This window comes from Streptomyces sp. NPDC048297 (genome assembly GCF_043201585.1).
GTDB lineage: Bacteria > Actinomycetota > Actinomycetes > Streptomycetales > Streptomycetaceae > Streptomyces.
Genome location: NZ_JBICZA010000029.1, coordinates 63,963 through 88,519, shown reverse-complemented (window position 1 = coordinate 88,519; position 24,557 = coordinate 63,963). Strand labels below are relative to the sequence as shown.

General features: G+C 70.6%; 23 protein-coding genes. 10 read left to right on the top strand and 13 right to left on the bottom strand.

Annotation, left to right across the window (positions count from 1 at the left end; translation table 11 throughout):
* Positions 1-98 precede the first annotated feature (98 nt).
* Together ACGFYV_RS27880 and greA are read left to right on the top strand one after the other, a co-directional pair.
* Positions 99-497, top strand: a complete 399-nt coding sequence (locus ACGFYV_RS27880) for a DUF4307 domain-containing protein (RefSeq protein WP_393881232.1) — start codon at positions 99-101, stop codon at positions 495-497.
* Positions 498-696: 199 nt separating this feature from the next.
* A complete protein-coding gene (gene greA, locus ACGFYV_RS27875) occupies positions 697-1,197 on the top strand; it encodes a transcription elongation factor GreA (protein ID WP_393881231.1) in 501 nt (166 codons plus the stop codon).
* Between the two features lie 100 nt (positions 1,198-1,297).
* On the opposite strand, the gene ACGFYV_RS27870 is transcribed toward greA, so the two are convergent.
* The 3 genes from ACGFYV_RS27870 to ilvA form a co-directional block, all read right to left on the bottom strand.
* Positions 1,298-2,101: an ABC transporter permease gene (locus ACGFYV_RS27870; RefSeq protein ID WP_393881256.1), complete on the bottom strand. Its 804-nt coding sequence runs from the start codon at positions 2,099-2,101 to the stop codon at positions 1,298-1,300.
* Positions 2,102-2,145: 44 nt separating this feature from the next.
* On the bottom strand, positions 2,146-3,126 hold the full coding sequence (locus ACGFYV_RS27865; protein ID WP_393881230.1) for an ATP-binding cassette domain-containing protein: 981 nt from the start codon (positions 3,124-3,126) through the stop codon (positions 2,146-2,148).
* 211 nt (positions 3,127-3,337) lie between these two features.
* Positions 3,338-4,567 carry a threonine ammonia-lyase gene (gene ilvA, locus ACGFYV_RS27860; RefSeq protein WP_393881229.1) on the bottom strand — a complete coding sequence of 410 codons (1,230 nt, stop codon included), beginning with the start codon at positions 4,565-4,567 and terminating at the stop codon, positions 3,338-3,340.
* 143 nt (positions 4,568-4,710) lie between these two features.
* Here ilvA and ACGFYV_RS27855 point away from each other — a divergent pair, with 143 nt between their 5' ends.
* From ACGFYV_RS27855 to ACGFYV_RS27845, 3 genes are all read left to right on the top strand, one after another.
* Positions 4,711-5,232, top strand: a complete 522-nt coding sequence (locus tag ACGFYV_RS27855; protein WP_393881228.1) for a MarR family winged helix-turn-helix transcriptional regulator — start codon at positions 4,711-4,713, stop codon at positions 5,230-5,232.
* A gap of 289 nt (positions 5,233-5,521) precedes the next feature.
* Positions 5,522-6,028 carry a sigma factor-like helix-turn-helix DNA-binding protein gene (locus ACGFYV_RS27850; protein ID WP_393881227.1) on the top strand — a complete coding sequence of 169 codons (507 nt, stop codon included), beginning with the start codon at positions 5,522-5,524 and terminating at the stop codon, positions 6,026-6,028.
* 37 nt (positions 6,029-6,065) lie between these two features.
* The gene (locus ACGFYV_RS27845) at positions 6,066-6,314 is read left to right on the top strand and encodes a hypothetical protein (RefSeq protein WP_393881226.1); all 249 of its coding nucleotides are present in this window, start codon (positions 6,066-6,068) and stop codon (positions 6,312-6,314) included.
* A 92-nt stretch (positions 6,315-6,406) separates the two neighbouring features.
* Here ACGFYV_RS27845 and ACGFYV_RS27840 read toward each other — a convergent pair whose 3' ends face one another.
* Positions 6,407-7,564, bottom strand: coding sequence for a cystathionine gamma-synthase (locus tag ACGFYV_RS27840; protein WP_393881225.1), 1,158 nt, complete (start codon positions 7,562-7,564; stop codon positions 6,407-6,409).
* A 175-nt stretch (positions 7,565-7,739) separates the two neighbouring features.
* Between ACGFYV_RS27840 and ACGFYV_RS27835 the strand changes: the two genes are divergently transcribed.
* Positions 7,740-8,858, top strand: coding sequence for a hypothetical protein (locus ACGFYV_RS27835; protein ID WP_393881224.1), 1,119 nt, complete (start codon positions 7,740-7,742; stop codon positions 8,856-8,858).
* A 239-nt stretch (positions 8,859-9,097) separates the two neighbouring features.
* On the opposite strand, the gene msrA is transcribed toward ACGFYV_RS27835, so the two are convergent.
* A complete protein-coding gene (gene msrA / locus ACGFYV_RS27830; RefSeq protein WP_393881223.1) occupies positions 9,098-9,610 on the bottom strand; it encodes a peptide-methionine (S)-S-oxide reductase MsrA in 513 nt (170 codons plus the stop codon).
* A 263-nt stretch (positions 9,611-9,873) separates the two neighbouring features.
* Between msrA and ACGFYV_RS27825 the strand changes: the two genes are divergently transcribed.
* The gene (locus ACGFYV_RS27825) at positions 9,874-10,692 is read left to right on the top strand and encodes a ZIP family metal transporter (protein WP_393881222.1); all 819 of its coding nucleotides are present in this window, start codon (positions 9,874-9,876) and stop codon (positions 10,690-10,692) included.
* A 182-nt stretch (positions 10,693-10,874) separates the two neighbouring features.
* On the opposite strand, the gene ACGFYV_RS27820 is transcribed toward ACGFYV_RS27825, so the two are convergent.
* Complete coding sequence (locus ACGFYV_RS27820; RefSeq protein WP_393881221.1) at positions 10,875-11,918, bottom strand: NAD(P)-dependent alcohol dehydrogenase; 1,044 nt, start codon at positions 11,916-11,918, stop codon at positions 10,875-10,877.
* A 181-nt stretch (positions 11,919-12,099) separates the two neighbouring features.
* On the opposite strand from ACGFYV_RS27820, the gene ACGFYV_RS27815 reads away from it, so the two are divergent.
* Entirely contained in the window at positions 12,100-12,999 is a 900-nt protein-coding gene (locus ACGFYV_RS27815; protein WP_393881220.1) for a helix-turn-helix domain-containing protein, read from the top strand.
* A 91-nt stretch (positions 13,000-13,090) separates the two neighbouring features.
* Here ACGFYV_RS27815 and ACGFYV_RS27810 read toward each other — a convergent pair whose 3' ends face one another.
* From ACGFYV_RS27810 to ACGFYV_RS27785, 6 genes are all read right to left on the bottom strand, one after another.
* Positions 13,091-13,603 carry a hypothetical protein gene (locus tag ACGFYV_RS27810; protein WP_393881219.1) on the bottom strand — a complete coding sequence of 171 codons (513 nt, stop codon included), beginning with the start codon at positions 13,601-13,603 and terminating at the stop codon, positions 13,091-13,093.
* 166 nt (positions 13,604-13,769) lie between these two features.
* Complete coding sequence (locus ACGFYV_RS27805; protein WP_393881255.1) at positions 13,770-17,015, bottom strand: S8 family serine peptidase; 3,246 nt, start codon at positions 17,013-17,015, stop codon at positions 13,770-13,772.
* A gap of 307 nt (positions 17,016-17,322) precedes the next feature.
* Positions 17,323-18,006 carry an ABC transporter ATP-binding protein gene (locus tag ACGFYV_RS27800; protein ID WP_393881218.1) on the bottom strand — a complete coding sequence of 228 codons (684 nt, stop codon included), beginning with the start codon at positions 18,004-18,006 and terminating at the stop codon, positions 17,323-17,325.
* A 73-nt stretch (positions 18,007-18,079) separates the two neighbouring features.
* Complete coding sequence (locus ACGFYV_RS27795) at positions 18,080-19,549, bottom strand: ABC transporter permease (protein ID WP_393881217.1); 1,470 nt, start codon at positions 19,547-19,549, stop codon at positions 18,080-18,082.
* Positions 19,550-19,723: 174 nt separating this feature from the next.
* The gene (locus ACGFYV_RS27790; RefSeq protein ID WP_393881216.1) at positions 19,724-20,986 is read right to left on the bottom strand and encodes an Ig-like domain-containing protein; all 1,263 of its coding nucleotides are present in this window, start codon (positions 20,984-20,986) and stop codon (positions 19,724-19,726) included.
* A gap of 205 nt (positions 20,987-21,191) precedes the next feature.
* Positions 21,192-21,548: a hypothetical protein gene (locus tag ACGFYV_RS27785; RefSeq protein WP_393881215.1), complete on the bottom strand. Its 357-nt coding sequence runs from the start codon at positions 21,546-21,548 to the stop codon at positions 21,192-21,194.
* A gap of 110 nt (positions 21,549-21,658) precedes the next feature.
* Between ACGFYV_RS27785 and ACGFYV_RS27780 the strand changes: the two genes are divergently transcribed.
* Together ACGFYV_RS27780 and ACGFYV_RS27775 are read left to right on the top strand one after the other, a co-directional pair.
* On the top strand, positions 21,659-22,003 hold the full coding sequence (locus ACGFYV_RS27780; RefSeq protein ID WP_393881214.1) for an LPXTG cell wall anchor domain-containing protein: 345 nt from the start codon (positions 21,659-21,661) through the stop codon (positions 22,001-22,003).
* A gap of 42 nt (positions 22,004-22,045) precedes the next feature.
* Positions 22,046-22,849, top strand: a complete 804-nt coding sequence (locus tag ACGFYV_RS27775) for a hypothetical protein (protein ID WP_393881213.1) — start codon at positions 22,046-22,048, stop codon at positions 22,847-22,849.
* 109 nt (positions 22,850-22,958) lie between these two features.
* Here ACGFYV_RS27775 and hutH read toward each other — a convergent pair whose 3' ends face one another.
* Entirely contained in the window at positions 22,959-24,527 is a 1,569-nt protein-coding gene (gene hutH / locus ACGFYV_RS27770; RefSeq protein WP_393881254.1) for a histidine ammonia-lyase, read from the bottom strand.
* Positions 24,528-24,557 lie beyond the last annotated feature (30 nt).

Below are 24,557 nucleotides of genomic sequence, written 5' to 3'. Positions count from 1 at the left end.
TCAATCCTCAGGTGTCGGCGCCCCGCGTCCTGCGGTACGCGCGCGGGCTTCTATAGTGACCGAATCGGAAGGCGAATAATTCCGCGGAGAGGACGATCATGAGTACGGCGAGCACGCGGCTGCCCGAGGGCCGCTACGGCCGTTCCTCGGACGAGCGCGCCGACCGGAAACTCAAGGTCGCGGGGGCGGTGCTGGGCGCGCTCCTGCTCGCGCTGGTCGGCTACTTCGCCTACCACTACGTCGCGGAGAACGAGATCAGCGGCCAGGTGATCACCTTCCAGGCCTCCGGCGACGCGGTCGAGGTGCATCTGGAGGTCCACAAGGACGCCGGTGTGGACGGCTACTGCACGCTGCGGTCCCAGTCCGCCGACGGCGCCGAGGTGGGCCGGGCGGACTTCCGCTTCACCGGCTCGGCCACACGCATCGACCAGGTCGTCACGCTGCGTACGACGGCCAGGGGCACGACGGCCGAACTGCTGGGCTGTCACGCCGGCTGATCGGGGCGGTCCACACGGCCGAGCCGACTGAATCACCCACAATGCGTACGCTCTGACCTGCATTGATGGGATTCTTATGGCTTATGTCCTCCCCCTTTCGCCGTTGAATTGTTAGGCTCGTGGTTTCGCCCATCCAAGAGGGAACATTCTTCTGGGTAGGGCGATGCTTTGTATTCCCAGTACCGACGAGGAGCACCCTGTGACCCAGACCAGCGAGAACGTCACCTGGCTGACCCAGGAGGCGTACAACAAGCTCAAGGACGAGCTTGAGTACCTTACTGGTCCTGCGCGCACGGAGATCGCCGCCAAGATCGCGGCCGCGCGCGAGGAGGGCGACCTGCGCGAGAACGGCGGGTACCACGCGGCCAAGGAGGAGCAGGGCAAGCAGGAGCTGCGTGTGCGCCAGCTGACCCAGCTGCTCGAGAACGCCAAGGTCGGCGAGGCTCCGGCCTCCGCCGACGGTGCCGTCGCGCCCGGCATGGTCGTCACGATCGCCTTCGACGGGGACGAGGACGACACCATGACGTTCCTGCTCGCCTCCCGCGAGTACGCGAGCGCCGACGTCGAGACGTACTCGCCGCAGTCCCCGCTGGGCTCCGGCGTCATCGGCCACAAGGTCGGCGAGGACGCGGAGTACGAGCTGCCCAACGGCAAGAAGGCCTCGGTGCGGATCATGAAGGCCGAGCCGTACTCGGGCTGATCCCGGCCCCCTTTCCAGGAGCGAAGCCCCCGGCGTCCACGGACACCGGGGGCTTCGTCATGCCGTCATACGGTCAAGCCGTCAGGCGGTCATGCGGTGCTCACGCGGTGGCCGAGCGGTACTTGCGGACCGCCAGGGTGCGGAAGACCAGGATGATCACGGCCGACCAGATCAGCGAGGCCAGCACGGGGTGCTGCATGGGCCAGGCGTCGGGCGTCCGGAAGCCCGGGGGCAGGTTGCCGAACAGCTCGCGGGAGGCCTGCACGGTGGCGCTGAACGGATTCCACTCGGCTATGTGCCGCAGGAACGCCGGCATCTGGTTCGCGTCCACGAACGCGTTCGAGATGAACGTCAGCGGAAACAGCCAGATCAGGCCGCCCGAGGTCGCCGCTTCCGGGGTGCGCACGGAGAGGCCGATGAGCGCGCCGATCCATGAGAACGCGTACCCGAACACAAGGAGCAGACCGAATCCGGCGAGCACCTTGCCGAAGTTCTCGTGCGTACGCCAGCCGACGATCAGGGCGACGACCGCCAGGACGACGAGGGTGAGCGCCGTCTGCACCAGGTCGGCGAGGGTGCGCCCGGTCAGGACCGCGCCACGCGCCATGGGCAGGGAGCGGAAGCGGTCGATGAGGCCCTTGTGCATGTCGTCGGCTATGCCCGCCCCCGCGCCCGCCGTGGCGAACGTGACGGTCTGGGCGAAGATGCCGGCCATCAGGAACTCGCGATACGCCTGGGTGGCGTTGGACGAGCCGACCTTGATCGAGCCGCCGAACACGTAGGTGAACAGCACCACGAACATGATCGGCTGGATCAGCCCGAAGATGAGCATCTCGGGAATCCGGCTCATGCGGATCAGGTTCCGGCGGGCGATGACCAGCGAGTCGCGCACGGAGCGGATCATGGGGTTGCCGGGCGCCTCGATGCGTACGGCGTCGGTGACGGCACTCACTTCACGGCCTCCTTGCCGTTCGCCTCGCCCTTTTCGGCCTCGGCGACGTGTCCGGTCAGGGACAGGAAGACGTCGTCGAGGGTGGGGCGGCGCAGTCCGATGTCGTCTATCTCTATCCCGCGGGTGTCCAGCTCCCGGATGACCTCGGCGAGCAGCTTGGCGCCGCCGGTGACGGGGACGGTGAGCTTGCGGGTGTGGTCCTCGATCGTGGTCTCGCCCTTGCCGAAGCGGGCGAGGACCTCGGCGGCGCCCGGAATCTCCTCGGGCTCGTGCACCACGACCTCGACGCGCTCGCCGCCGGTGCGGGCCTTGAGCTGGTCGGAGGTGCCCTTGGCGATGACGCGGCCCTGGTCGACGACGGCTATGTCATGGGCCAGGTGGTCGGCCTCTTCGAGGTACTGGGTGGTCAGGAGCAACGTGGTGCCGCTGGAGACCAGCTCCTTGATGACCCCCCACAGCTGCTGGCGGTTGCGCGGGTCGAGACCGGTCGTCGGCTCGTCCATGAACATCACGGGCGGCGAGACCACGAGGGCGGCCGCGAGGTCGAGCCGGCGGCGCATGCCTCCGGAGTAGGTCTTGGCGGGACGGTCGGCGGCGTCCGCGAGGTTGAACTGCTCCAGCAGCTCGGCCGCGCGCTCCTTGGAGGCCTTGGCCTTCATCTGGTAGAGCTGGCCGACCATCTGGAGGTTCTCCCGGCCGGTCAGGTACTCGTCGACCGCCGCGAACTGGCCGGACAGTCCTATGGAGCGGCGGACGGCGTCGGGGTGCTTGAGGACGTCCACGCCGGCGACGACCGCCTTGCCGCTGTCGGGGCGCAGCAGGGTCGTCAGACAGCGGACGGTCGTCGTCTTGCCGGCACCGTTCGGCCCGAGGAGGCCGAGGACGGTGCCCTCGGGGACATCGAGGTCGACGCCGTCCAGTGCCTTTACGTCACCGAAGGTCTTGACCAGGCCTTCGGCATAGATGGCGCCTGGCATATATGTCTCCACGTAGTCGGAGGTTGCTTCGGAAAGGCTAGGTTTTGCACGCCGGTGCGCGCCTGTGGTTTTCCACGCGCCATGTCCCACCCCTGCGCGGACGACGTCCACGCGCGGACGGAACGGTCGAACCGCCGGCCACACGACACACCATAACGCGATGTATCGCGTCTCTCAATGGGCTTGATGCGAGATGGCTCGAACGAATGAATCAGCCGATGACCGTGTAGCCCGCCTCGCGCAGCGCCTGGCCGACCTCGGCACAGTGCGCCGGACCCTTCGTCTCGAGGTGCAGCTCCACCTCCGCCTCCGCGAGCCCGAGCCGGGGATCGGTTCGAACGTGGCTCACGTCGAGGACATTAGCGTCCACCACTGACAACACCCCGAGGAGCGTGGCGAGGGCGCCCGGACGGTCCGTGAGCCGCAGCGAAACCGCCAGGTAGCGGCCCTGCGCGGCCATGCCGTACCGCAGCACCCGCTGCAGCAGCACCGGGTCGACGTTCCCGCCGGACAGCACCGCGACGACCGGCCCGGGGAAGGAGCCGGGCTCCGCGAGCAGCGCGGCCACCGGGCTCACCCCCGCCGGTTCCACGACCAGCTTGGCCCGCTCCAGGCACAGCAGCAGCGCGGCCGACAGCTGGTCCTCGCTGACCGTGCGCACCTCGTCGACCAGCTCGTTGATGATCGCGAACGGCACCTCACCGGGCCGCCCGACCTTGATGCCGTCGGCCATCGTCGCCGGGTTCCGCACCGACACCGGGTGCCCGGCGGCGAGCGAGGGCGGATAGGCCGCCGCACCCTCCGCCTGCACCCCGACGATCCTGACGTCCGGCCGCAGCGTCTTCACGGCGACCGCGATACCGGCCGCGAGCCCGCCGCCCCCGACACCGACGACGATCGTGCCCGCCTCCGGGCACTGCTCCAGGATCTCCAGGCCGACCGTGCCCTGGCCCGCGATGACGTCCGGGTGGTCGAAGGGGTGGATGAACACCGCGCCCGTCTCGGCCGCGTACTCCTGGGCGGCGGCCAGCGTCTCGTCCACGACCTGGCCGTGCAGCCGCACCTCGGCGCCGTAGTCCCGCGTCGCACTGATCTTGGGCAGCGGGGCGCCCTTGGGCATGAACACAGTGGCGTGCACCCCGAGCAGCGCGGAGGCCAGTGCCACGCCCTGCGCGTGGTTGCCGGCGCTCGCCGCCACCACCCCGGCGGCACGCTCCTCCGGCAGCAGTCCGGCGATGCGGACGTAGGCGCCGCGCAGCTTGAAGGAGCCGGTCCGCTGGAGGTTCTCGCACTTGAGGTGCACCGGCGCGCCCACCAGCTGGGAGAGGTGCCGGCTGCCCTCCATCGCGGTCACCCGTGCCACGCCCGAAAGCATCTTCTGGGCTCCGCGCACATCGTCGAGAGTGACGGAGCGCAAGGAGTCAGCCGTGCCATAGCTCATGACTCAAGTCTCGCAGTTCACGGTCGCACACGACTGGAGCGACCAAGCAGCGAGACCGGTTTGCGCAGCGCCGGTACGGCCCGCCCCCGGGCCGCGTACCCTGTCCCCCAACCCAGCACCCTTCATGAAGCGAGCCTCCGGCCATGCCCACTACACCTGAAATGTCGATGGACATGACGACCGTCGGTGACCCCGGTCTTCTCGAAACCCTTCAGCACGAGGTGGCGGTGTTCGCCCGCCGTGCCGAACAGACCCGGCTCGGCGGCGTCGGGCAGGTGCGCAACTCCATGGACCGCGCCGCGTACCTGCTGCTCAACCGGCTCGACAAGGAAGGCCCCATGGGGGTCAAGGCGCTGGCCGCGAGCATGGGGATCGACTCCTCCACGGTGACCCGGCAGGTGGCTCCCCTGGTGGACACCGGGCTCGTCAAGCGCACCTCGCACCCGGAGGACGGCCGTGCGGTGGTGCTCCAGCTGTCCCCGCGCGGGGCGTCCCGGCTGGCGGAAGTGCGGTCCTCGCGGCGCCAGTTGATGGCCGAGCTGACCCAGAACTGGGCTCCGGAGGAACGCGAGCAGTTCTGCACGCTCCTCACGCGCTTCAACACCGCCCTGTCCGCCCGCGCGGTCCAGGGAGGGCCCTCGGCGGAGCCGCCGGCCACCTCCTGAGGCACGGCCCGGCTCCGCCGTCGTCGTATGAGCGTTCCGGTGCCGCAGTCGGGTGAGCATCCCGGTCCCGCCGCCGGGTGAGCGTTCCAGTGCCGTAGTCGGATGAGCGTTTCGGTCCCGCCGCCGGGTGAGCGTTCCGGTGCCGTCCGGACTCTTGACCCCGGGCCGCCGCTGGCCTCATATAAAACCGGGCCCTCATCCGGGAGCGGCCGTCGTCCGGGACCGGGCCGCCGTCGGACACGGCTCGTCCGGGCCGTACCGGGCAGGGCCTCCTCAGGGGGGAGGAGCGGTGCGTGAGCGGCAGGCACGGCGAGCTGCACGCCGGGCGCGGGAGTTCGAGGCGTTCGTCGCGGGCGCGGCGGGACGCCTGCTGCACACCGCCACCCTGCTCACCGCCGAGGCACCGGACGCCAACCCGCGCGCGCGGCGCCTGCTGACCCTCGCACTCGCCCACACGTACGCCTGCTGGGACCGGCTGCGCGGCGAGGACCCCTACGACCGCGCCCGCCAGGACCTCGCCACCCGCTTCGCGCACGGCACATGGCACCAGTACGGGCTTCTCGGCCGCGCCCACCGGCCCGATCCGCGCAGTCCGCTCGCCGCCCTGAGACCGCAGGAGCGGCTGATCCTGGTGTTCAGGCTGTACGAGGGGGTCGCCGAGGAACAGACGGCGGCCCTGCTGGGCCTGCCCGCCGAGCGGGTGCACGCCCTGTGCGACCGCGCGACGGCCACCGTGCTGCATCCGGCGCGTACGGCCGCCCCGCGCGCGGTGGGCGCCACGGTGGCCCCGTCATGAGCCGCGGGCGCGGCGGACGGCGTGCGGGGAGGTCCCGGTGAACCGGCCCGAACGGGAGGCCGCCGCGCGGCAGCTCATGGAACGGACTCCGGCGCCCGTGCCGCCGGACCTCTACGGCGAGGTCGTCCGCCGCGGCACCCGGATACTGCGCCGGCGGCGGCTCGCCCGCGCCCTGCTGTGGGTGCTGCTGTGCGCCGCGGCCGTGGCGTTCACCGTCTGGGCGGTGCAGGCCCGGCCGTGGGCGGAGCCGCCGTCAGGGACGACCCCGCCCGTCACCAGCTGGTGACACGTCACCGGCCGGTGGCCGTGGCTGCTTGGCCCGTTCCGCCTCTCTTGGCCTACTTGGCCCGCTCGGCCTCTCTCGGCCTGCTCTGCGGCCTACTTGCCGAGGGCCTGCTCCAGGTCCTCCAGCTGGTCCTCGACGTTCTCGATGCCGACCGACAGACGCACCAGGTCGGCCGGGACCTCCAGCGCGGAACCGGCCACGGAGGCGTGCGTCATGCGGCCCGGGTGCTCGATCAGCGACTCGACGCCGCCCAGGGACTCGCCGAGCGTGAACACCTTGGCGCGGTTGCACACCTCGACGGCCGCCTCCTCGCCGCCCGCGACGCGGAAGGACACCATGCCGCCGAACGCCCGCATCTGCTTGGCGGCCACCTCGTGGCCGGGGTGCTCGGGCAGGCCAGGGTAGAGCACGCCGGTCACCTTCGGGTGCCGGGTCAGCATGTCCGCGATCTTCGTGGCGTTCTCGCTGTGCCGGTCCATGCGCACCGCGAGGGTCTTCGCGCCGCGCAGCACCAGCCAGGAGTCGAAGGGGCCGGCGACGGCGCCCATCGCGTTCTGGTGGTAGGCCAGCTCCTCGCCCAGACCCTGGTCGGAGACGATCAGCGCACCGCCGACCACGTCCGAGTGTCCGCCCATGTACTTGGTCAGGGAGTGCACGACGACGTCCGCCCCGAGCGACAGCGGCTGCTGCAGGTAGGGCGTGGCGAAGGTGTTGTCGACGACGAGCCGCGCGCCCGCGTCGTGCGCGACCTGGGCGACGGCGGCGATGTCGGTGATGCCGAGCAGCGGGTTGGAGGGGGTCTCCACCCAGACCGCCTTGGTCTTCGGGGTGATCGCGGCCCGCACGGAGGCGGGGTCGCTGGTGTCGGCGACGGACCACTCCACGCCCCAGCGGGTGGCGACCTTGGCGAAGAGGCGGAAGGTGCCGCCGTAGGCGTCGTTCGGGATCACCACGTGGTCGCCGGGGGTGAGCAGCGTACGCAGCAGGGTGTCCTCGGCGGCGAGGCCGGACGCGAACGCCAGACCGCGGCGGCCACCCTCCAGCGCGGCGAGGTTCTCCTCCAGGGCGGTCCTGGTCGGGTTGGCGCTACGGCTGTACTCGTAGCCCCCGCGCAGGCCGCCGACGCCGTCCTGCTTGTAGGTCGAGACCTGGTAGATCGGCGGGACGACCGCGCCGGTGAGGGGATCCGCGGTGTTGCCCGCGTGGATCGCGAGAGTCTCGAAGTGCTGACTGATGTGCCTGTCGCTCATGTGCACCGAGCGTAGTGCGCCTGACCGGATGCTGACGTCCGCACGGGGGCGCGGCATGGCCGGAGGGCCGGAACTGCCAGGTCACCAGAGCGGTCGGGTCGCCGGATCCGGAGTTTTCCACAGGTACGGCGGAGGGGGTTGGCCAATTGTCGGCGCGGTCTGGTTCGCTTGAGGCATGGCAATTCTTTGGCTGCTCATGGCCCTGATCATGCTGAGCTTCGTGCTGCTCCCGCTGCTGCGGCGCAGGCGCGGGGCGATCGGGCAGGTCCCCCCGGGCCACCCCGACGCCGCGGACCCGGCGGCCTACGGCTTCCTGCGCCAGGAGGAGCTGGACGTGCGGATGCCCGGCCCCGACCCGGACCTGCTGGACGTCCTGGACGTGGTGCAGCGCACCCAGGACTACCGTGCGGCCGCCCAGTTGCTGGCCGGCACCGAGTCCGAGGGCGAGCAGCGCTGGCAGCGCGTGCAGGCGTGCGCCGGTGCGGCGGCGCTGGAGCTGCGCGAGCGGCCGGGCGGGATACACGAGACGCCGGGCGGACAGTGGCTGCGGGTGTGGCGGGCCGAGCAGCCTGAGGACCCGGGCGCCGCGGCGGTGTACGCCGAGTTCCTGGTGCAGCAGGCATGGCGGACGTCACGGCCGGGCACGGAGGACTTCCGGATCATCATGGACGAGGCGAAGTCGGCCTGCGCGGAGGCGGCGCGGCTCGCCCCCGCCGACCCGGTGCCGTACATCGTGGAGCTGTCCGTCGCACGCGGCCTCGCCTATCCGCAGCCCGAGTTCGACAAGCTGTGGCTGAACATCCTCGACCGCGCTCCCCACCACATGGGGGCGCACCTGGCCGCGCTGCACTACCTGTGCGAGAAGTGGCACGGCTCGCGCGAGCAGGCGTACGCCTTCGCCGAGGCCGCGGCGGCCCGCGCCCCCGAGGGCTCGCTGCTGGCCGCGCTGCCGCTCTTCGCGGTCTTCGAGCACCTGCCGGAAGTGAACCTGGTCGCGAGCTTCTACCAGAGCGAGGTCGTCACCAAGGCGATCCACGGCGCGCTGCACGCCGTGCACACGGCCCTCCCCGAGGACCCGATGCTCGCGCACGTCCGCCACCTGCTGCTCTTCTTCCTGGTGCGGGCCGAACGCTGGGCCGAGGCCATGGAGCAGCTGATACACATCGACGGTCATGTCGGCGCGCTGCCGTGGACGCTGTCCGGCGACCCGGCCGCCGAGTTCGCCCTCTACCGCGCGGTGGCGGTGGCGGGCTACGAGGCCAACGGCGGCAGCCCCGCGACCCTGCCCGGCTGACAGCCCGCACAACGAGCCCGAGGACCCCGAACCCCGAGGACCCCAAGGGCACGGCCACCGGCCCGGCGCCCGGAACCGGACGGAACCGGACGGAACCGGCGGACGGAACCGGCGGACGAAGACGCGGAGGCCGCCGGCCGACCCTCGACCGGCGACCTCCGCCGACTGCCTGCTGCCTGCTGCCTGCTGCCTGCTGCCTACTACGTGCTGCTCACCGCCTACTGGCGGACCACTCGTGGTCAGCCCTCCGCGCGAGCGGGCAGCCGCCATCCCGGGCGCGGGAAGTGGCAGGTGTAGCCGTTCGGGTAACGCTGCAGGTAGTCCTGGTGCTCGGGCTCGGCCTCCCAGAAGGGGCCGACCGGCTCCACCTCGGTGACGACCTTGCCGGGCCACAGTCCGGAGGCGTCCACGTCCGCGATGGTGTCCTCGGCGACCCGCTTCTGCTCGTCGTCCACGTAGTAGATCGCCGAGCGGTAGCTGAGACCGATGTCGTTGCCCTGGCGGTTCTTGGTGCTCGGGTCGTGGATCTGGAAGAAGAACTCCAGGAGCGCGCGGTAGTCGGTCTTCTCGGGGTCGTAGAGGATCTCGAGGGCCTCCGCGTGCGTACCGTGGTTGCGGTACGTCGCGTTGGGCACGTCACCTCCGGTGTATCCGACCCGGGTAGCCGTCACGCCCGGGAGTCGGCGGACCAGCTCCTCCATCCCCCAGAAGCATCCGCCCGCCAGCACGGCCCTCTGCGTCTGCGCAGCCATTACGACCCTCCACTTTCTGTCAGCTCGGCCACTCGGGCTGCTCGGCTCACACATCACCGGCATCCTGCCCACTGTCCTCAACATGCGGGGGTTCCCCGTGATTCCGTGCCCTGGCCGCCTCTCTCAGGCGAATCGGGGCATTCCGTGCACGCACGTAATAGCTTGACCAAGATTCCCCGAAGTCGGCCGTCTCCCACTTGTTAGGCAAGGCTCGCCTGACCTAGCTTCTGGCGCGTCCCCGCACGTCAGACCGGAGAATCCCCATGTCCAGCGCGAACATCGCCCTGCTCGGCGCCATCGCAGGCTTCACCATCTATCTCGGCCTCCCCATAGGCCGCCTGCGCACTCCCACGCCCCGCCTCAAGGCAGGCCTGAACGCCGTCGCCATCGGCATCCTGGTCTTCCTCGTGTGGGACGTACTGGCGCACGCCTGGGAGCCGGTCGACGAGGCACTCAGTGGGCACGCGTGGGGCACGGTCGCCTCCGGGGGCGGCACCCTCGCCGTGGGGCTGGCCGTCGGGCTGGCCGGGCTCGTGCACTACGACGGCTGGCTGGCCCGCCGCCGGGCCGCCAACGCCCTCCCCGCGGGAGCCGGCGACGCCCAGGCGGCGCCGAAGGCCCGCAGCCAGGCGGGCTCGCTCGCGCTGATGATCGCCACCGGCATCGGCCTGCACAACTTCGCCGAGGGCCTGGCCATCGGCAACTCCGCCGCCAAGGGCGAACTCTCCCTCGCCGTGCTGCTGATCATCGGCTTCGGGCTGCACAACGCCACGGAGGGCTTCGGCATCGTCGCCCCGCTCGCCGCGGAGGGCGAGCGCCCGTCCTGGCTCACGCTGCTGTGGCTGGGCCTGATCGGCGGCGGCCCCACCTTCCTCGGCACGCTCGTCGGCCAGCACCTCGTCAACGACACCCTCTCCATCGCCTTCCTCGGCCTGGCCGCCGGCTCGATTCTCTACGTGGTCATCGAGCTGCTGGCGGTCGCCCGCAGGACCGGGCTGAAAACGCTCACCACCTGGTGCATCCTGCTCGGCCTGCTGCTCGGCTTCGCCACGGACGCCGTCGTCACGGCCGCGGGCGCCTGAACCAGCGGCCGGACGGCTGGACGGCTCGACGGCTCGACGGCTCGACGGCTCGACGGCCTGACGGCCGGACGGGAGACACACGCGGGCGCCCGCCACACCGACGAACGGCGTGGTGGGCGCCAGGGCGCTCAAGGCCCTCAGGGCGCTCAGGGCCCTCAGGACGCTCAGAGCGCTCGGGGTGCTCAGATCGTCGCGATGTCGATCACGAAGCGGTAGCGGACGTCGCTCGCGGCGACGCGGTCGTAGGCCTCGTTGATCTCGGATGCGCTGATCAGCTCGATCTCGGCGCCCAGTTCGTGCTCGGCGCAGAAGTCCAGCATCTGCTGGGTCTCGGCGATGCCGCCGATGCCGGAGGAGCTGATGCTGCGGCGCTGGCCGAAGAGGGACTGCAGGACGACCTGCACCGGCTCCTCGGGAAGGCCGACGTTGACCATGGTGCCGTCCGTGCGCAGCAGGGACAGGTACGCGGCGAAGTCGAGCGGGGCCGAGACGGTGTTCAGGATGATGTCGAAGGTGCCCGCCAGCTCCTCGAAGGTGTTCGGGTCGCCGGTGGCGTAGTAGTGGTCGGCGCCGAGCCGCAGGCCGTCGTCCTTCTTGCGCAGGGACTGCGACAGGACGGTGACCTCGGCACCCATCGCGTGCGCGATCTTGACGGCCATGTGGCCGAGGCCGCCGAGGCCGACGACGGCGACCCTCTTGCCGGGACCGGCGTTCCAGTGGCGCAGCGGCGAGTACGTGGTGATGCCGGCGCAGAGCAGCGGCGCGGCCACGTCCAGGGGGAGGGCCTCGGGTATGCGGACGACGTAGTTCTCGTCGACGACGACGTTCTGGGCGTAGCCGCCGTAGGTGGGCTCGCCGTCCTTGCCCATGTCGTTGTACGTCCAGGTGGGACCGCCCTTGGTGCAGTACTGCTCCAGGCCGGCCAGGCAGTTGTCGCACTCCCGGCAGGAGTCGACCATGCAGCCGACGCCCACGCGGTCGCCGACGGCGAACCGGGTCACGCCGGGGCCGACCTCGGCGACGACGCCCGCGATCTCGTGGCCGGGAACCATGGGGAAGATGCCGGGGCGCCAGCCGTCCCGGGCCTGATGGATGTCGGAGTGGCAGATTCCGGTGAACTTGATGTCGATCAGGACGTCGAACTCACCGACCGCGCGCCGCTCGATCGTGGTCCGCTCCAGCGGGGCCTTGGGTGCGGGCGCGGCGTAAGCAGCAACAGTGGACATGCCGGGTCTCCTAGCGGGGGGTATGCGTTCCCGGTTCCCTTTGGCACCGGGCGCCTCTCCAGCCTGCCGCAGTTCGGCGTCCGCCACCCAGGTCACGCCTCTTCGTACGACTGGCGTGCCTACCACTGACGGGGTCAGGCTTCCTGTGCCTACGACCAGGCGGACGGCCGATACTTGCGGTATGGACGAACAGCAGGCCCCGGCCGGCACCGGCGCGCCCCTGGACCGGCGGGCCGAGCTGAGCGAGTTCCTGCGCAGCCGGCGGGCCCGGCTGAAGCCCGAGGACGTGGGGCTGCCCGACTTCGGCCGGCACCGCCGGGTGCCGGGGCTGCGCCGCGAGGAACTGGCCCAGCTCGCCGGGGTGTCGGTGGCGTACTACACGCGTCTGGAACAGGGCAACGGGCGCAACGTCTCGGCGGAGGTGCTGGGCTCGATCGCGCGCGCCCTGCGTCTGTCGGACGCCGAGCACGCGCACCTCACCCACCTGGCCAACCCGAAGGCGCACAAGAAGAAGCCGGCGGCGCGGCAGCTCCAGGTGCGGGTGGCGCTGCGGCAGCTGCTGGACGCGATGGAGGGGGTGCCCGCGTACGTCGTCGGCCGGCGCTCGGAGATCCTCGCCTGGAACCGGATGGCGGCCGCCGTCTTCGGCGACTGGGGCGAGCTGCCCGCCGCCGAGCGCAACTGGGCGCGGCTGGTGTTCCTGCACCCCGACTACCGGGACCTGTTCGTCGACTGGGAGCAGAAGGCGATCGACATCGTCTGCGCGCTGCGCATGGACGCCGGTTGCTATCCGGACGATCCCCGGTTGTCCGCGCTGGTGGGTGAACTGTCCGTCAAGAGCGGGGAGTTCCGGCAATTGTGGGCCACGCACGACGTCAAGGAGAAGAGCCACGGCGTCAAGCGGCTGCACCACCCGCTGGTCGGCGAACTCTCCCTCAGCTACGAGGGTTTCCGCGTTGCCGGCGACGCCGACCTGTCCCTGGTGACCTACCACGCCGAACCGGGCTCCCCGTCCGCCGAGTCCCTGCGCCTCCTGGCCAGTTGGGGCACGGACGCGACCCGCGCGGTGCCGTCCGCATGAATCGCACGGCGAACGGCGCCGACCAGTCGGTGACCCCGAGGTCGGCTAGTCCTCGACCCCGAGGTCGACCAGTCCTCGGCTCCGACGTCGGCTAGTCCTCGACCCCGAGGTCGGCGCGCATCAGCCGGCGCATCGTGGTCAGCAGTGGCTCGGCGTCCTTCAGGTCCAGCAGGGACCGGTCGGCGCTCTCGCCGTCCCCGGCACGGCCCCGGTCGAGGCGCTTGACGGCGGCGTCGACGCCGGCGAGGACGCGGTTGACGTCACGGGAGGCGTCCAGGATCCGCTCGGGTACGACCATCTGCGCCTCGGCGTACCGGTCGCGGTAGTCGAGCCGCGCCTCCTCCAGCTGCTCGCGGTCGTGGTCGGAGTAGACGCCGTCGCGGATGCGGTGCAGGGCGTCCTTGAGCAGCGTGTGGAACTGCCGTGAGGCGCGGTTCATGGCCGTGTAGGCGGCCCGCCGCTCCTCGAACAACCGCCTGTGTCCGGCCAGTTCGGCTTCCTCGGCGCGGCGTCGGTCGGCCTGCCGCTGCCTGAGTACCGGGGCGAACAGGGTGCCGAGCACGCCGACGACGGCGGTGATCATCGCGGTGATGGCAGCAGTCACGCGCCCGACCCTATGTCGCCCCCGGGTGCTCCCGGTAGGGCCCGGCGCACGCGCGATCACGAACGGCCCGCCGGAAGGTGTTCTTCCGACGGGCCGTCCATCACGTGCTGTTCAAGCTGCCGTACAGGCCGCTGCTCAGGCTGCGTTCAAGCTGCTGCCCAGGCCCTCACTTGCCGTAGTACGCGTTGTAGATCGTGATCACCGACGTGTTGCCCTTCTTGTCGGTGATCTTGGCGCGGAACGAGATGCCCTTGTTCTTCGCCGGGTTCTTCACGGTGATCTTGCCGCTGTGGACGGTGACCTTCTTGAAGGTCTTGCCGTCGTAGGCGACGTACACCGACAGGGACTTCAGGTTGCTGCCCGCCGCCGCGCCCTCGACGGTGACCGGGAAGGTGACCGTGCGGCCGGCCGTGACGCGGCTGTCGAGGCCGGTCGTGGCGTTGAAGCGCAGGGCGGAGACGGGGAGCTTGGCGACACCGGAGCCGGACGGCCTCTTGGAGCGGAACGTCCAGGTGGCGTCGATCCGCGAGGAGGCCGCGGCGACCCTCGCCGAGCGCTTGACCGAGGTGGTCAGCTTGTAGGCGGCGTCACCTGACGGCACCGTGAACGGCTTCTCGCCGAACAGCGGGTCGTCGTTGGAGCCGACCTTGACGCCACCCCGGTACAGGGTCGTGGTCACCGAGGAGAACGTCGACGAGCCGGCGTGCAGGGAGCCGTCGGCGAACAGCGGCAGCGCGCCGTAGATCTCGTTGCCCTCGCGGAAGACGCCGTAGGAGGAGTTGACGAGCGGTGCGAAGACCGCGGTGTTGACCGTCTTCGTGTACGTCTTGCCCGCGGTGAAGACCTGGCTGCCGAGCGTGTAGTACGCGTCGGAGACCGGGAAGCCGTCCTGGTCGACGCCGCCGTCCTGCTCGAACTCCAGGTCCCAGGTCACGCCGCCCTTGGCGGACAGGTGCAGGGTGCGGGTGCCGGGCAGCTTCTGCGGGATGCCGATGCCGGAGGCGCCGGAGCTGCCGGGCAGCCAGCCCATCGCGGTGACCGTGCCGGTCTTGCCGGTCGCGGACGCGCCCAGCCGGGCCTTCACGGTGGCCAGGTCGCTCGCCTTGTAGTGCTTGGTGTAGCCGGTGGCGAGCTTGGTGACCGGACCGCCGGCGGTGGTGTCGTACTCCTCGCTCGCGCCCTTGGTCCAGTGGCCGTCCCACTGCTGGGACAGCGTGCCCGCGGGCAGCACCGGGCCCAGGTGGGCGGTGCGGAAGTTGCGGTAGGAGTCGAGGAACCAGCCGTAGCCGTACTCGCCGTCGCCGACCGTGACGTCGTACTCGGGCGAGGCGAACCGGGAGGTGACCCCGGTGGCCGGAACGGTGACGCTGACCGGCTTGGCCTTGCGCGCGTCGATGGTGATCGTCTGCTTGCCGGCGACGGTCAGCTTCGGCTGGGCGATCCAGTCGACGCCCTTGGCGGCGTTCTGCGGGTCGGCGAAGACGCCGGTGTTGAGGATGTACCCGCCCTTGGGCGCGCGCACCTTCACCGTGCCGGACTTGTCGTACGGGCTCAGCCACTGCCCGTTGGCCAGGCCCGACACACCGGTCAGGTCGACCGAGTAGTACGGGGCCGGCTTGCCGTCACGTCCGACGAACTTCAGCGTGACGTCGTACGACTCCACCTCGCGCTGCACCGCGGCGGCCGTGCGGACGCTCTGCCCGTCGCCCGTCGCCGTGACGTATCCGGAGTAGGCGCCGTCGACGGTGCCGCCCAGCCTGGTGTCGGCCGTGTAGTCGACAGCGGCGGTGCCGTGCGCCGGGACCGTCACCTCGTCGGCGCCGAGCGTGAACAGGCCCGCCGGGGCCGGCCGGCCCTTGGGGTCGGTGGCGGTGCTGCTCAGCGTGAGCGTGACGTCCTTGTCGCCGAGGTTGCGGTACGTCAGCTTCCTGGTGACCGGGGTGTCGTCGGTGTGCGGCCACTGCTGGGTGCCGAAGCTCAGCGAGACCGGCTCGGCGATCACGCTCTGCCCGATGGCCTTGTCGACCTGGATACGGCCCGAACCCTGCTGGAACGCCGTGTAGTTGCCGCCCTTGGTGGAGCCGGTCAGGGCGCCCTTCAGCTCGGCGTAGCCCCAGTCGGGGTGCTCCTGCTTCAGGATCGCGGCGGCGCCCGCGACGTGCGGGGTGGCCATCGAGGTGCCGGAGATGGTCAGGTAGCCCGGGGGCTTCTCGCCGACCTCCTGGTCGATGACGCTGCCCTTGGCCGCGGCGGCGGTGATGTCGACGCCGGGCGCGGTGACGTCCGGCTTGATGGCGCCGTCGCCGGTGCGCGGCCCGGTCGAGGAGAAGTCGGCCAGCTTGTCCTTGTCGTCGACGGCGCCGACGGTGAGCGCGGCGTCCGCGCTGCCCGGCGAACCGATCGACTGGGGGCCGTCGTTGCCCGCGGCGATCGCGAACAGCACGCCCTTGTCGGCGGAGAGCTTGTTGACCTCGGCCTCGAGCGGGTCGATCTCGGGGGTGTCGTAGCCGCCGAGGCTCAGGTTGATGACGGAGGCGCCCTGCTGGACCGCCCACTCCATGCCGGCGAGGATGCCGGAGTCGTCACCGGAGCCGGTGTCGTCCAGCACCTTGCCGTTGAGGATCTTGGCGTCGGGAGCGACGCCCTTGTACTTGCCGCCCGACTTGGCGCCGGTGCCCGCCACGATGGAGGCGACGTGGGTGCCGTGTCCGAAGTGGTCCTTGGCGTCGGCCGCGGCGGTGAAGTTCTTGGACGCGGTCACCTGGTCCTTGAGGTCCGGGTGGCTGGTGTCGACGCCGGTGTCCAGGACGGCGACCTTCACGCCCTTGCCGGTGTAACCGGCGGCCCACGCGGTCGGGGCGCCGATCTGCGGCACGGACTTGTCGAGCGAGGCCTTGCGGACGCCGTCGAGCCAGACGTGCGCGATGCCGGACGCGGACCGGTCGCCGTCGGTGACGGCGTGCCACAGCTCGGCGGTGTCCTTGACCGGGGTCTGCACGGCGTCCGCGTTGAGCGCGTGGAGGCTGCGGCGCAGGGTGCCCGCGTCCCGGACGTCGGCCTTGGTGGCCGTCGCGGCACCGCGGTAGCCGACGATGACCTTCAGGCCGTTCTTCTGGGCCTTGCGGGTGGCGGCCTTGTTCAGCTCGGTGACGTCGAACAGCCGCTGGTCCAGCGTCCCGGAGGCGACCAGGTGGGCCGCGTCGGCGGGCACGACCAGGGTGTGGCCGGCGGCCTTGCGGACCTGGAAGGGTATGTTCTCCCGCCCCTTGGCCCGTTCCAGGCCGACGACCCGGCCCTTGGCGTCGAGCGCGACGCGGTCGCCGGTGATCAGGGTGACGTGGTGCTTCGCGGTGAACGAGGAGGCAGCGGCGGTGGCGCGCTGCTCGGGCTTCGCCGACGCGGGGCTGGTCATTCCCGCTGCGAGGGCGACGGCCGCGGCGGTGGCTACACCGGCCGCGGCCGCACTCTTGACTTGTCTGCGCAAGATCTCCCCCTGGAGATGGTGTGCCGGGTGAAATCCCCGTTCACCCGGCCGGGGGGAGTCTCGTACATCTGTATGCCATCCCCCCGGATCACGAAGTATGCCGGGGGGTGATCACGCGCCTCAAGAGATGAGAGGAAGGTGAGAAGACGGTGCGGAAACTGTTACGCCGCGGAGGGGCCGCCGTTACAGGATCGCGAAGTGCCTGATGCAACAGGGGAAGTTGCCGGGCGCGCCGTCACGCGCCCGCGTTCTCCCTCACCGTGATCCTCCCCTTGCGGATGGTGGCCAGGCGCGGGGCCTTCCTCGCGATGGCGGAGTCGTGGGTGACCATGATGAAGGTCAACCCGTTTTCCTTCCACAGGCGTTCGAGGACGTCCATGATCTCGTCGCGCATGCTCTCGTCGAGATTGCCGGTCGGCTCGTCGGCGAGGAGGACCTTGGGCCGCTTGACGAGGGCGCGGGCGATGGCGACGCGCTGCTGCTGACCGCCGGACATCTCGCCGGGCAGATGGCCCAGGCGTTCCCCGAGGCCCACGGACCGCAGTGCGTCCGCGGCGAGTTCACGGCGCTCCTTCGCCTTGATGCCGAGAGGGACGAGGGCGGTCTCCACGTTCTCCTGGGCGGTGAGGGTGGGGATGAGGTTGAAGGACTGGAAGACGAAGCCGATGTTCTCGCTGCGGACCTTGGTGAGGCGGGCCTCGGAGAGCTTGGCCAGGTCCGTGTCGTCGAGGACGACTTCACCGGAGCTGGGGCGGTCAAGACCGCCGAGCATCTGCAGGAGGGTGGACTTGCCGCCGCCGGTGGGGCCCTGGATGACGAGTCGGTCGCCGTCGCTGATCGTCAGGTCGACGCCGTCGAGGGCGAGGACGGTCTCCTTGCCCTTCGCGTAGCGCTTGGTGACGTTTCTGAGTTCGTACATGGTCGCTCCGGGGAGAGGTTCGGGGTGGTTGCGCGTTCCGCAAGGTGGCGTGGCGGGGGCGGAGTCGGGGCGGTTACTCCACCCGTCGCAGCGCGTCCGCCGGGCGCAGCCGGCTCGCCCGCCAGCCGCCGAACGCGCCCGCGATCAGGCCGCCCGCCACCGCCAGAGCCACCGCCAGGGCGATCGTCGTGACGCTGACCGGTGCCGTCAGGGCGACCTCCAGGGACGTGGCCGCCTGCCGGCCGGGACCGCCGCCGAAACCACCGCCCCCGCCGAAGCCGCCCCCGCCTCCGAAGCCTCCGCCGCCGTTGCCGCCTCCCCCGCCCAACTGGGCCTGCAGGGTGGGGCTGACGGCGGTGACGGCGTACGCGCCCGCCAGACCGAGGGCGATGCCCAGCGCACCGCCGACCAGACCGTTGACGACGGCCTCGCCGACCACCTGCCCGGTCACCCGGCGCGACTTCCAGCCGAGGGCCTTGAGGGTGCCGAACTCGCGCACGCGCCGGGAGACCGCGGAGGAGGTGAGCAGACCGGCGACCAGGAACGCGGCGATCAGCACCGCGATGGACAGCCACCGGCCGACCTTGGTGGCGAGGGAGGAGGCGGTGGACAGGGAGCCGGAGACCGTCTTGGCGAGGTCGGCGGACGTGGTGACCGTCGTACCGGAGACGTTCTTCTGGATGGCGCTCTTGACGGAGTCGATCTTCTGGGAGTCGGTCGCCTTGACGTAGATCGTGGTGACCTGGTTCTTCTCGTCCGCGAGGGTCTGCGCCCGCTGCAGCGGGACGTACACGTTCGCCGCCGCGTCACCGCTGTCGGCGGTGGCGACGCCGATCACCGTGAACGTAGTGCCCTTGACGGTGACCGTCGAACCGACCTTGTACTTCTTCTGCTTGGCGTACGCGGAGTCGACGACGGCGACCTTGGCGTTCGTCTCGGTCGCCTTGAAGGTGCGGCCACTGGTGATCCTGGAAGAGGTCAGCGGGCCCAGCGCGCTCTTCGTGACGTCGGTGCCGAAGACCGTGTACTGGTTGATGTCGAAGTCGGCGCCGCCTCCCTTGACTTCACCCTGCGGCGCGCCGGTGCCGCCGCCTTGCCGGAAGCCGCCGCCCCCGTTCTGCTGGAACTGACCGCGCGTGAACTGGCCACTCACCTTGAACACGTTGAGGCTCAGCCCGCCGACGGCGGAGGAGACGCCCTGCTGGCCGGCGACCTTGGTGACCGTCGCGGAGGACAGGGTGGTGAACCCCCGCACCATGACCCGGTCGCTGCTCTGCTGGGAGTCGTCGCCGTTCTTCCGCGCGTCGAACCGGAAGCGGGGCCGGTCGGAGCCGCTCGTGGCCGGCGCCTGCGCCTTGGTGACGGTCATGTCCGTCCCCAGCCCGTACAGCGACTGCAGGACCTTGTCCTGGGCCCTGCCCATGCCGCTGGACACGGAGTCGACCACGATGACCAGCGCGATGCCCAGCGCGAGGCCGGAGGCGACGACGAGGGCCGCCTTTCTGCGGCGGCGCAGCTCGCGCCTCAGGTAGGTGAAGAACATGGACGCACGGTAGGAACGGCCCGTGATGACTCGCTAAGGCGGCAATGAGGAACGGATGAGAACCCCGGGAAACGGCGATGCCGCCCACGGGAGGGGGCGGCATCGGTCGTTCGAGAAGATGGAGTTGAGGGGCCGGCGGGGCTGCGGGACCGCGGGGCTGCGGGACGGGATCGGTCAGATCGCCGAACCGGCCTTCCACTGCGCCCAGTCCATGTTCCAGCCGTTGAGGCCGTTGTCCGGGGCGACGGTCTTGTCACCGGTGTTCCGGACGACCACGACGTCACCGATGATGGAGTTGTCGTACATCCACGCGGCCGGCGTGCTCGGGTCCTTGGCGCCCTTGGTGTCGGACAGGCCCACACAGCCGTGGCTGGTGTTCACGCTGCCGAAGATGGACTTGGCACCCCAGTAGTTGCCGTGCAGGAACGTGCCGGAGTTCGTCAGACGGATGGCGTGCGGCACGTCCTTGATGTCGTACTCGCCCTTGCCGTCGTCGTCGGTGAAGCCCACCGTCGCGCCGTTCATGCGCGTCTGCGTGAACTTCTGGGACATGACCATGATGCCCTGGTACGTCTTGTTCTCGGGCGAACCGGCGGAGATCGGGATGGACTTGACGACCTTGCCGTCCTGCGTGACCTTCATCTGCTTGGTCTGCGCGTCGACGTAGGAGACCTGGTTGCGGCCGATGTGGAAGGTGACCGTCTTCTGCTGGACGCCGTAGACGCCGCTCGCGCCCTGGACGCCGTCGAGCGCCAGCTTCAGGGTGATGGTGGAGTTCTCGGTCCAGTACGACTCCGGGCGGAAGTCGATGCGGTTGGCGTTGAACCAGTGTCCGACGACGGTCTGGCCGCTGCTGGAGGTGACCGTGATGCCCCGCTGGACGGCGGCCTTGTCGGTGATCGCCTTGTCGAAGTTGATCGAGACGGGCATGCCCACGCCGACGGTGGAACCGTCCTCCGGCGTGAAGTTGCCTATGAAGCTGTTGGCCGGGGAGACCGTGGTGAAGGAGGCGTTCTCGTGGGCTATGCGGCCCTTGGCGTCCTTGGCCTCGGCGGAGACCTTGTAGGTGGTGGAGCGCTCCAACTGGGCGGTGGGCTTCCAGGTGGTCTTGTCGGCGGACAGCTCACCCGCGACGGCCTGGCCGCCCTCCGTCATCATGCTCACGTCGGTGAGGGTGCCCTTGGCGACCTTGACGGCGGCCGAGTTGTTGATGGAGGCGTTGTCGGTGCCGTCCTTGGGCGTGATCGCGATCAGGGCCTCGGACGACTTCTCGGCCGCGGCCTCGTCGGCCTTGGCCTGCGTGGTGTCGCCGTTGCCTGTGGCGTTGGCGCCCCCGCCGCTGGAGCAGCCGGTCAGCACCAGCACACCGCCGAGCAGTGCGGACGCGACCGTCAGGCCTCTGCGCCGCTTACTGTCCGTCATCACACGCTTCTCCATCGTCGCCGAAATCGTGAAACCCTCGAAAGCCCCCGTTGCCGACCTTCAACGCTACGGACGCCCCTTCCCGTTCCACAGATCGTGAACATGTGGGCAACAACACGTCCGCGCACGGCGGGTGGTGCGGAGAGCGGTCGCAGCGTTCCCCCGGACGACGAGACCCCGGACAGCGGTTGCCGTCCGGGGCCGTGGATCCCCCGCGACGTCAGCCGATGCCGTCCTCTTCGTCCTCGTCGTCCTCGTCGGCGCCCCCATCATCCTCGTCGAGATCCCAGTCGGGCGAGTCCGGGTCGTAGTCGATCCGTTCGCTCGACCAGGAGGCCTGCTGCAGCTCGATCCCGGGCACCTCTCTGACCAGGTCGAACGGGTCCACGAGATAGGCCAGCGCCTCGGCGGTGTCTTCCGTCACAGCGGCCTCGGCGTGGGCCTGCTCGGCCTCCGGCACCTCCGGATCGGTGGCGATCCGGCGCAGCGCGGCCTTGGTCAGCCGGTCCGCGTCCTCCACCTCCAGGACGAGTTCCACCCGAAGTCGCACAAACCGTGATGTGTCTTCTGCGTTCATGCCCGGAGCGTAGAGCCGAAACCGCCCGTGACTTTCCCGTGACCCGCGACTTTCACTAACATCGCTCCACACGGCCAATTCACCAGTGCCACAAGGGGGATCGATATTCCGTGTCATCCGCTCGCCGCCCGCTGCTGACCGCCACCGCCGCCGGCACCCTGCTGTGCGCCCTGTGGTTCGTCCCGTCCGCCAACGCCTCGCAGGGCGAACCGGCGAGAACAGCGGCGCAGGAGGTCTCCGCGACTGCGACATCGACGACGCAGGTCACCCAGCAGACCGGGGCGGACACCGAACTCGCCGGCACCAAGCTCACCGATACCCAGCTCGCCGACACCGAACTCGCCGACACCGGCAGCTTCGACACCACCCCGTACGTGATCGGCGGCAGCCTGTCCCTCGCCCTGGGTGCCGGATTCGTGGTGTATTCGGTACGTCGGGAACGGCTCGGTTTTTAATATCACTTGACTGTTCTTTGGTAGAGATCGCATAGTCCGCGCATGAAGAGATCATCGGGCGTGCGGCTGTGCGCCACCGCCGCAGTGAGCGCGCTGTCGCTCGCCCTCATCACGGGCTGCTCCGACAGCGGGTCCAAGGACTCCGGGAACGGCAAGGGCGGCGCGGGCGGCGAGGAGACCCGGCAGGCCGCCAGGACGCTGAGCGCCGCCGAGCTGACGAAGCTGATCATCGCCAAGGGTGAGGTGCCCGGGTTCACCGTCGGCCCGGTCGAGGGCGGCGTCCCCGCCGACGACGCGGTCACCGCGGACAACGCCGCGTGCGACCCCCTGCTGGACGTCCTGACCGGCATCGCGCCCGGCTCCCCGGCGGCCCACACCAGCCGTGAGGCCACGCAGGACAAGAAGGACCCCACGGACGACGCGACCTCCCTGGACGACATGGCCGACGGCAAGTTCGAGGACGCCCTCAAGAAGTCCATGGACCTGGACGTCACCGTCGTCACCCTGGCCTCGTACGACGGCGACGGCGCCGCGAAGGCCCTCCAGGAGGTCTCCGGCGCGGTGAAGACCTGCGGCGGTGGCTTCTCCGGCGTGCAGGACGGCGAGAAGGGCGCGTTCACCAAGGTCGCCGAGGAGAAGTCCTCGGGCCTCGGCGACGAGTCGTTCGCCTTCACGGCGACCAACGACGCGGGCAAGGACGGCGCCCTGCCGCTGCACGCCGAGGTCGTGCGGCACGGGAACACCCTCGCCTCGTACACCACCATCAACATCGGCGCGATGATGAGCAAGAAGGCGTACACGGTGTCCGCGCCGGTCGTGAAGGCGCAGGAAGCGAAGCTGAAGTGACGCCGCGAGAGGGGCCCTGCCCGGGTGGGGTCGGGCCTCTCTCGCCTGCCGGGGCCCCTCTCGCGTGCTGGTGCCCTCTCGCGTGCCGGTGCCCCTCTCGCGTGCCGGGTCAGCGCAGCGGCCCGGTGACCTTCTCCGCGGCGGCGACGAGGTGGCCCCCGCGCACGAAGGCGTCGGCGGCGGCCAGGTCAGGCGCCAGGAACCGGTCCGGACCCGCGCCCCGCACACCGGCGGCGCGCAGCGCCTCGATCACCGCCCGCGAGGCGGGCGCCGGGGCAAGGCCCTCGCGCAGCTCGATGCCGCGGGTGGCCGCGTACAGCTCGACGGCGAGGATCCGGGTCAGGTCGTCGACGGCGGTACGCAGCTTGCGCGCGGCCGACCAGCCCATGGACACGTGGTCCTCCTGCATCGCGGAGGACGGGATGGAGTCGGCGGAGGCCGGTACGGCGAGCCGCTTCATCTCGCCGACCAGGGCGGCCTGCGTGTACTGGGCGATCATCAGGCCGGAGTCGACACCGGCGTCGTCCGCGAGGAACGGCGGCAGGCCGTGGCTGCGGTTCTTGTCCAGCAGCCGGTCGGTACGGCGCTCGGCGATGGAGCCGAGGTCGGCGGCGGCGATGGCCAGGAAGTCCAGCACGTAGGCGACCGGGGCGCCGTGGAAGTTGCCGTTGGACTCGACGCGGCCTCCCGCGGAGCCGGGAGCCAGGGAGGTGCCCCCGGGCAGGACGACCGGGTTGTCGACGGCGGCGGCGAGTTCGCGCTCGGCGACGAGCCGGGCGTGCGCCATGGTGTCCCGCCCGGCGCCGGCGACCTGTGGGGCGCAGCGCACCGAGTAGGCGTCCTGGACGCGGGGCGCGTCGTCCTGGTGGTGCCCGGTGAGCTGGGAGCCCTGGAGCACGGCGAGCATGTTGGCGGCGGAGGCGCCCTGGCCCGGGTGCGGGCGGATGGCGTGCAGCTCGGGAGCGAGGACCTTGTCCGTGCCGAGGAGCGCCTCCAGACTGAGGGCGGCGGTGACGTCGGCGGACTTGTAGAGGGTCTCGAGGTCGGCGAGCGCCAGGAGCAGCATGCCGAGCATGCCGTCGGTGCCGTTGAGGAGGGCGAGACCCTCCTTCTCGCGCAGCTCGACCGGCTGGATCCCGTGCTCGGCGAGCAGCTCGCCGGACGGCCGTACGACGCCGTCGGGGCCCTCGGCGTCGCCCTCGCCCAGGAGGGTCAGGGCGCAGTGCGAGAGCGGGGCGAGGTCACCGGAGCAGCCGAGGGAGCCGTACTCGTGCACGACCGGGGTGATGCCGGCGTTCAGCACGTCGGCCATGGTCCGCGCGACCTCGGGCCGGACGCCGGTGTGACCGGAGCAGACCGTCTTGAGCCGGAGGAACATCAGGGCGCGGACGACTTCCCGCTCCACCCGCGGGCCCATGCCGGCGGCGTGCGAGCGGACGATGTTGCGCTGCAACTGGGCGCGCAGTTCATGGCTGATGTGCCGGGTCGCGAGGGCGCCGAAGCCGGTGGAGACGCCGTAGACCGGCTCCGGCTTCGCGGCCAGCGCGTCCACGATCCCGCGGGCCGCCGCGAGGGCCGCGACCGCCTCGGGCGACAGCTCGACCCGGGCGCCGCCGCGCGCGACGGCGAGAACGTCGGACGCCGTGACACCGGACGTCCCCACCACCACAGTGTGCATGTCCATATTTGGGAGCGTACGCACTGATCT

Excerpts from the sequence above, each read along its gene's own strand:
- ACGFYV_RS27855 (WP_393881228.1), top strand. The coding sequence starts at position 4,711 with ATGCCCACTACACCTGAAATGTCGATGGACATGACGACCGTCGGTGAC.
- ACGFYV_RS27790 (WP_393881216.1), bottom strand. The coding sequence starts at position 20,986 with ATGGAGAAGCGTGTGATGACGGACAGTAAGCGGCGCAGAGGCCTGACG.
- ACGFYV_RS27805 (WP_393881255.1), bottom strand. The coding sequence starts at position 17,015 with ATGACCAGCCCCGCGTCGGCGAAGCCCGAGCAGCGCGCCACCGCCGCT.
- ACGFYV_RS27795 (WP_393881217.1), bottom strand. The coding sequence starts at position 19,549 with ATGTTCTTCACCTACCTGAGGCGCGAGCTGCGCCGCCGCAGAAAGGCG.
- ACGFYV_RS27880 (WP_393881232.1), top strand. The coding sequence starts at position 99 with ATGAGTACGGCGAGCACGCGGCTGCCCGAGGGCCGCTACGGCCGTTCC.
- ACGFYV_RS27785 (WP_393881215.1), bottom strand. The coding sequence starts at position 21,548 with ATGAACGCAGAAGACACATCACGGTTTGTGCGACTTCGGGTGGAACTC.
- ACGFYV_RS27835 (WP_393881224.1), top strand. The coding sequence starts at position 7,740 with ATGGCAATTCTTTGGCTGCTCATGGCCCTGATCATGCTGAGCTTCGTG.
- ACGFYV_RS27820 (WP_393881221.1), bottom strand. The coding sequence starts at position 11,918 with ATGTCCACTGTTGCTGCTTACGCCGCGCCCGCACCCAAGGCCCCGCTG.
- ACGFYV_RS27870 (WP_393881256.1), bottom strand. The coding sequence starts at position 2,101 with ATGATCCGCTCCGTGCGCGACTCGCTGGTCATCGCCCGCCGGAACCTG.
- ACGFYV_RS27840 (WP_393881225.1), bottom strand. The coding sequence starts at position 7,564 with ATGAGCGACAGGCACATCAGTCAGCACTTCGAGACTCTCGCGATCCAC.
- ACGFYV_RS27815 (WP_393881220.1), top strand. The coding sequence starts at position 12,100 with ATGGACGAACAGCAGGCCCCGGCCGGCACCGGCGCGCCCCTGGACCGG.
- hutH (WP_393881254.1), bottom strand. The coding sequence starts at position 24,527 with ATGCACACTGTGGTGGTGGGGACGTCCGGTGTCACGGCGTCCGACGTT.
- ilvA (WP_393881229.1), bottom strand. The coding sequence starts at position 4,567 with ATGAGCTATGGCACGGCTGACTCCTTGCGCTCCGTCACTCTCGACGAT.
- ACGFYV_RS27825 (WP_393881222.1), top strand. The coding sequence starts at position 9,874 with ATGTCCAGCGCGAACATCGCCCTGCTCGGCGCCATCGCAGGCTTCACC.
- ACGFYV_RS27865 (WP_393881230.1), bottom strand. The coding sequence starts at position 3,126 with ATGCCAGGCGCCATCTATGCCGAAGGCCTGGTCAAGACCTTCGGTGAC.
- msrA (WP_393881223.1), bottom strand. The coding sequence starts at position 9,610 with ATGGCTGCGCAGACGCAGAGGGCCGTGCTGGCGGGCGGATGCTTCTGG.
- ACGFYV_RS27800 (WP_393881218.1), bottom strand. The coding sequence starts at position 18,006 with ATGTACGAACTCAGAAACGTCACCAAGCGCTACGCGAAGGGCAAGGAG.
- ACGFYV_RS27775 (WP_393881213.1), top strand. The coding sequence starts at position 22,046 with ATGAAGAGATCATCGGGCGTGCGGCTGTGCGCCACCGCCGCAGTGAGC.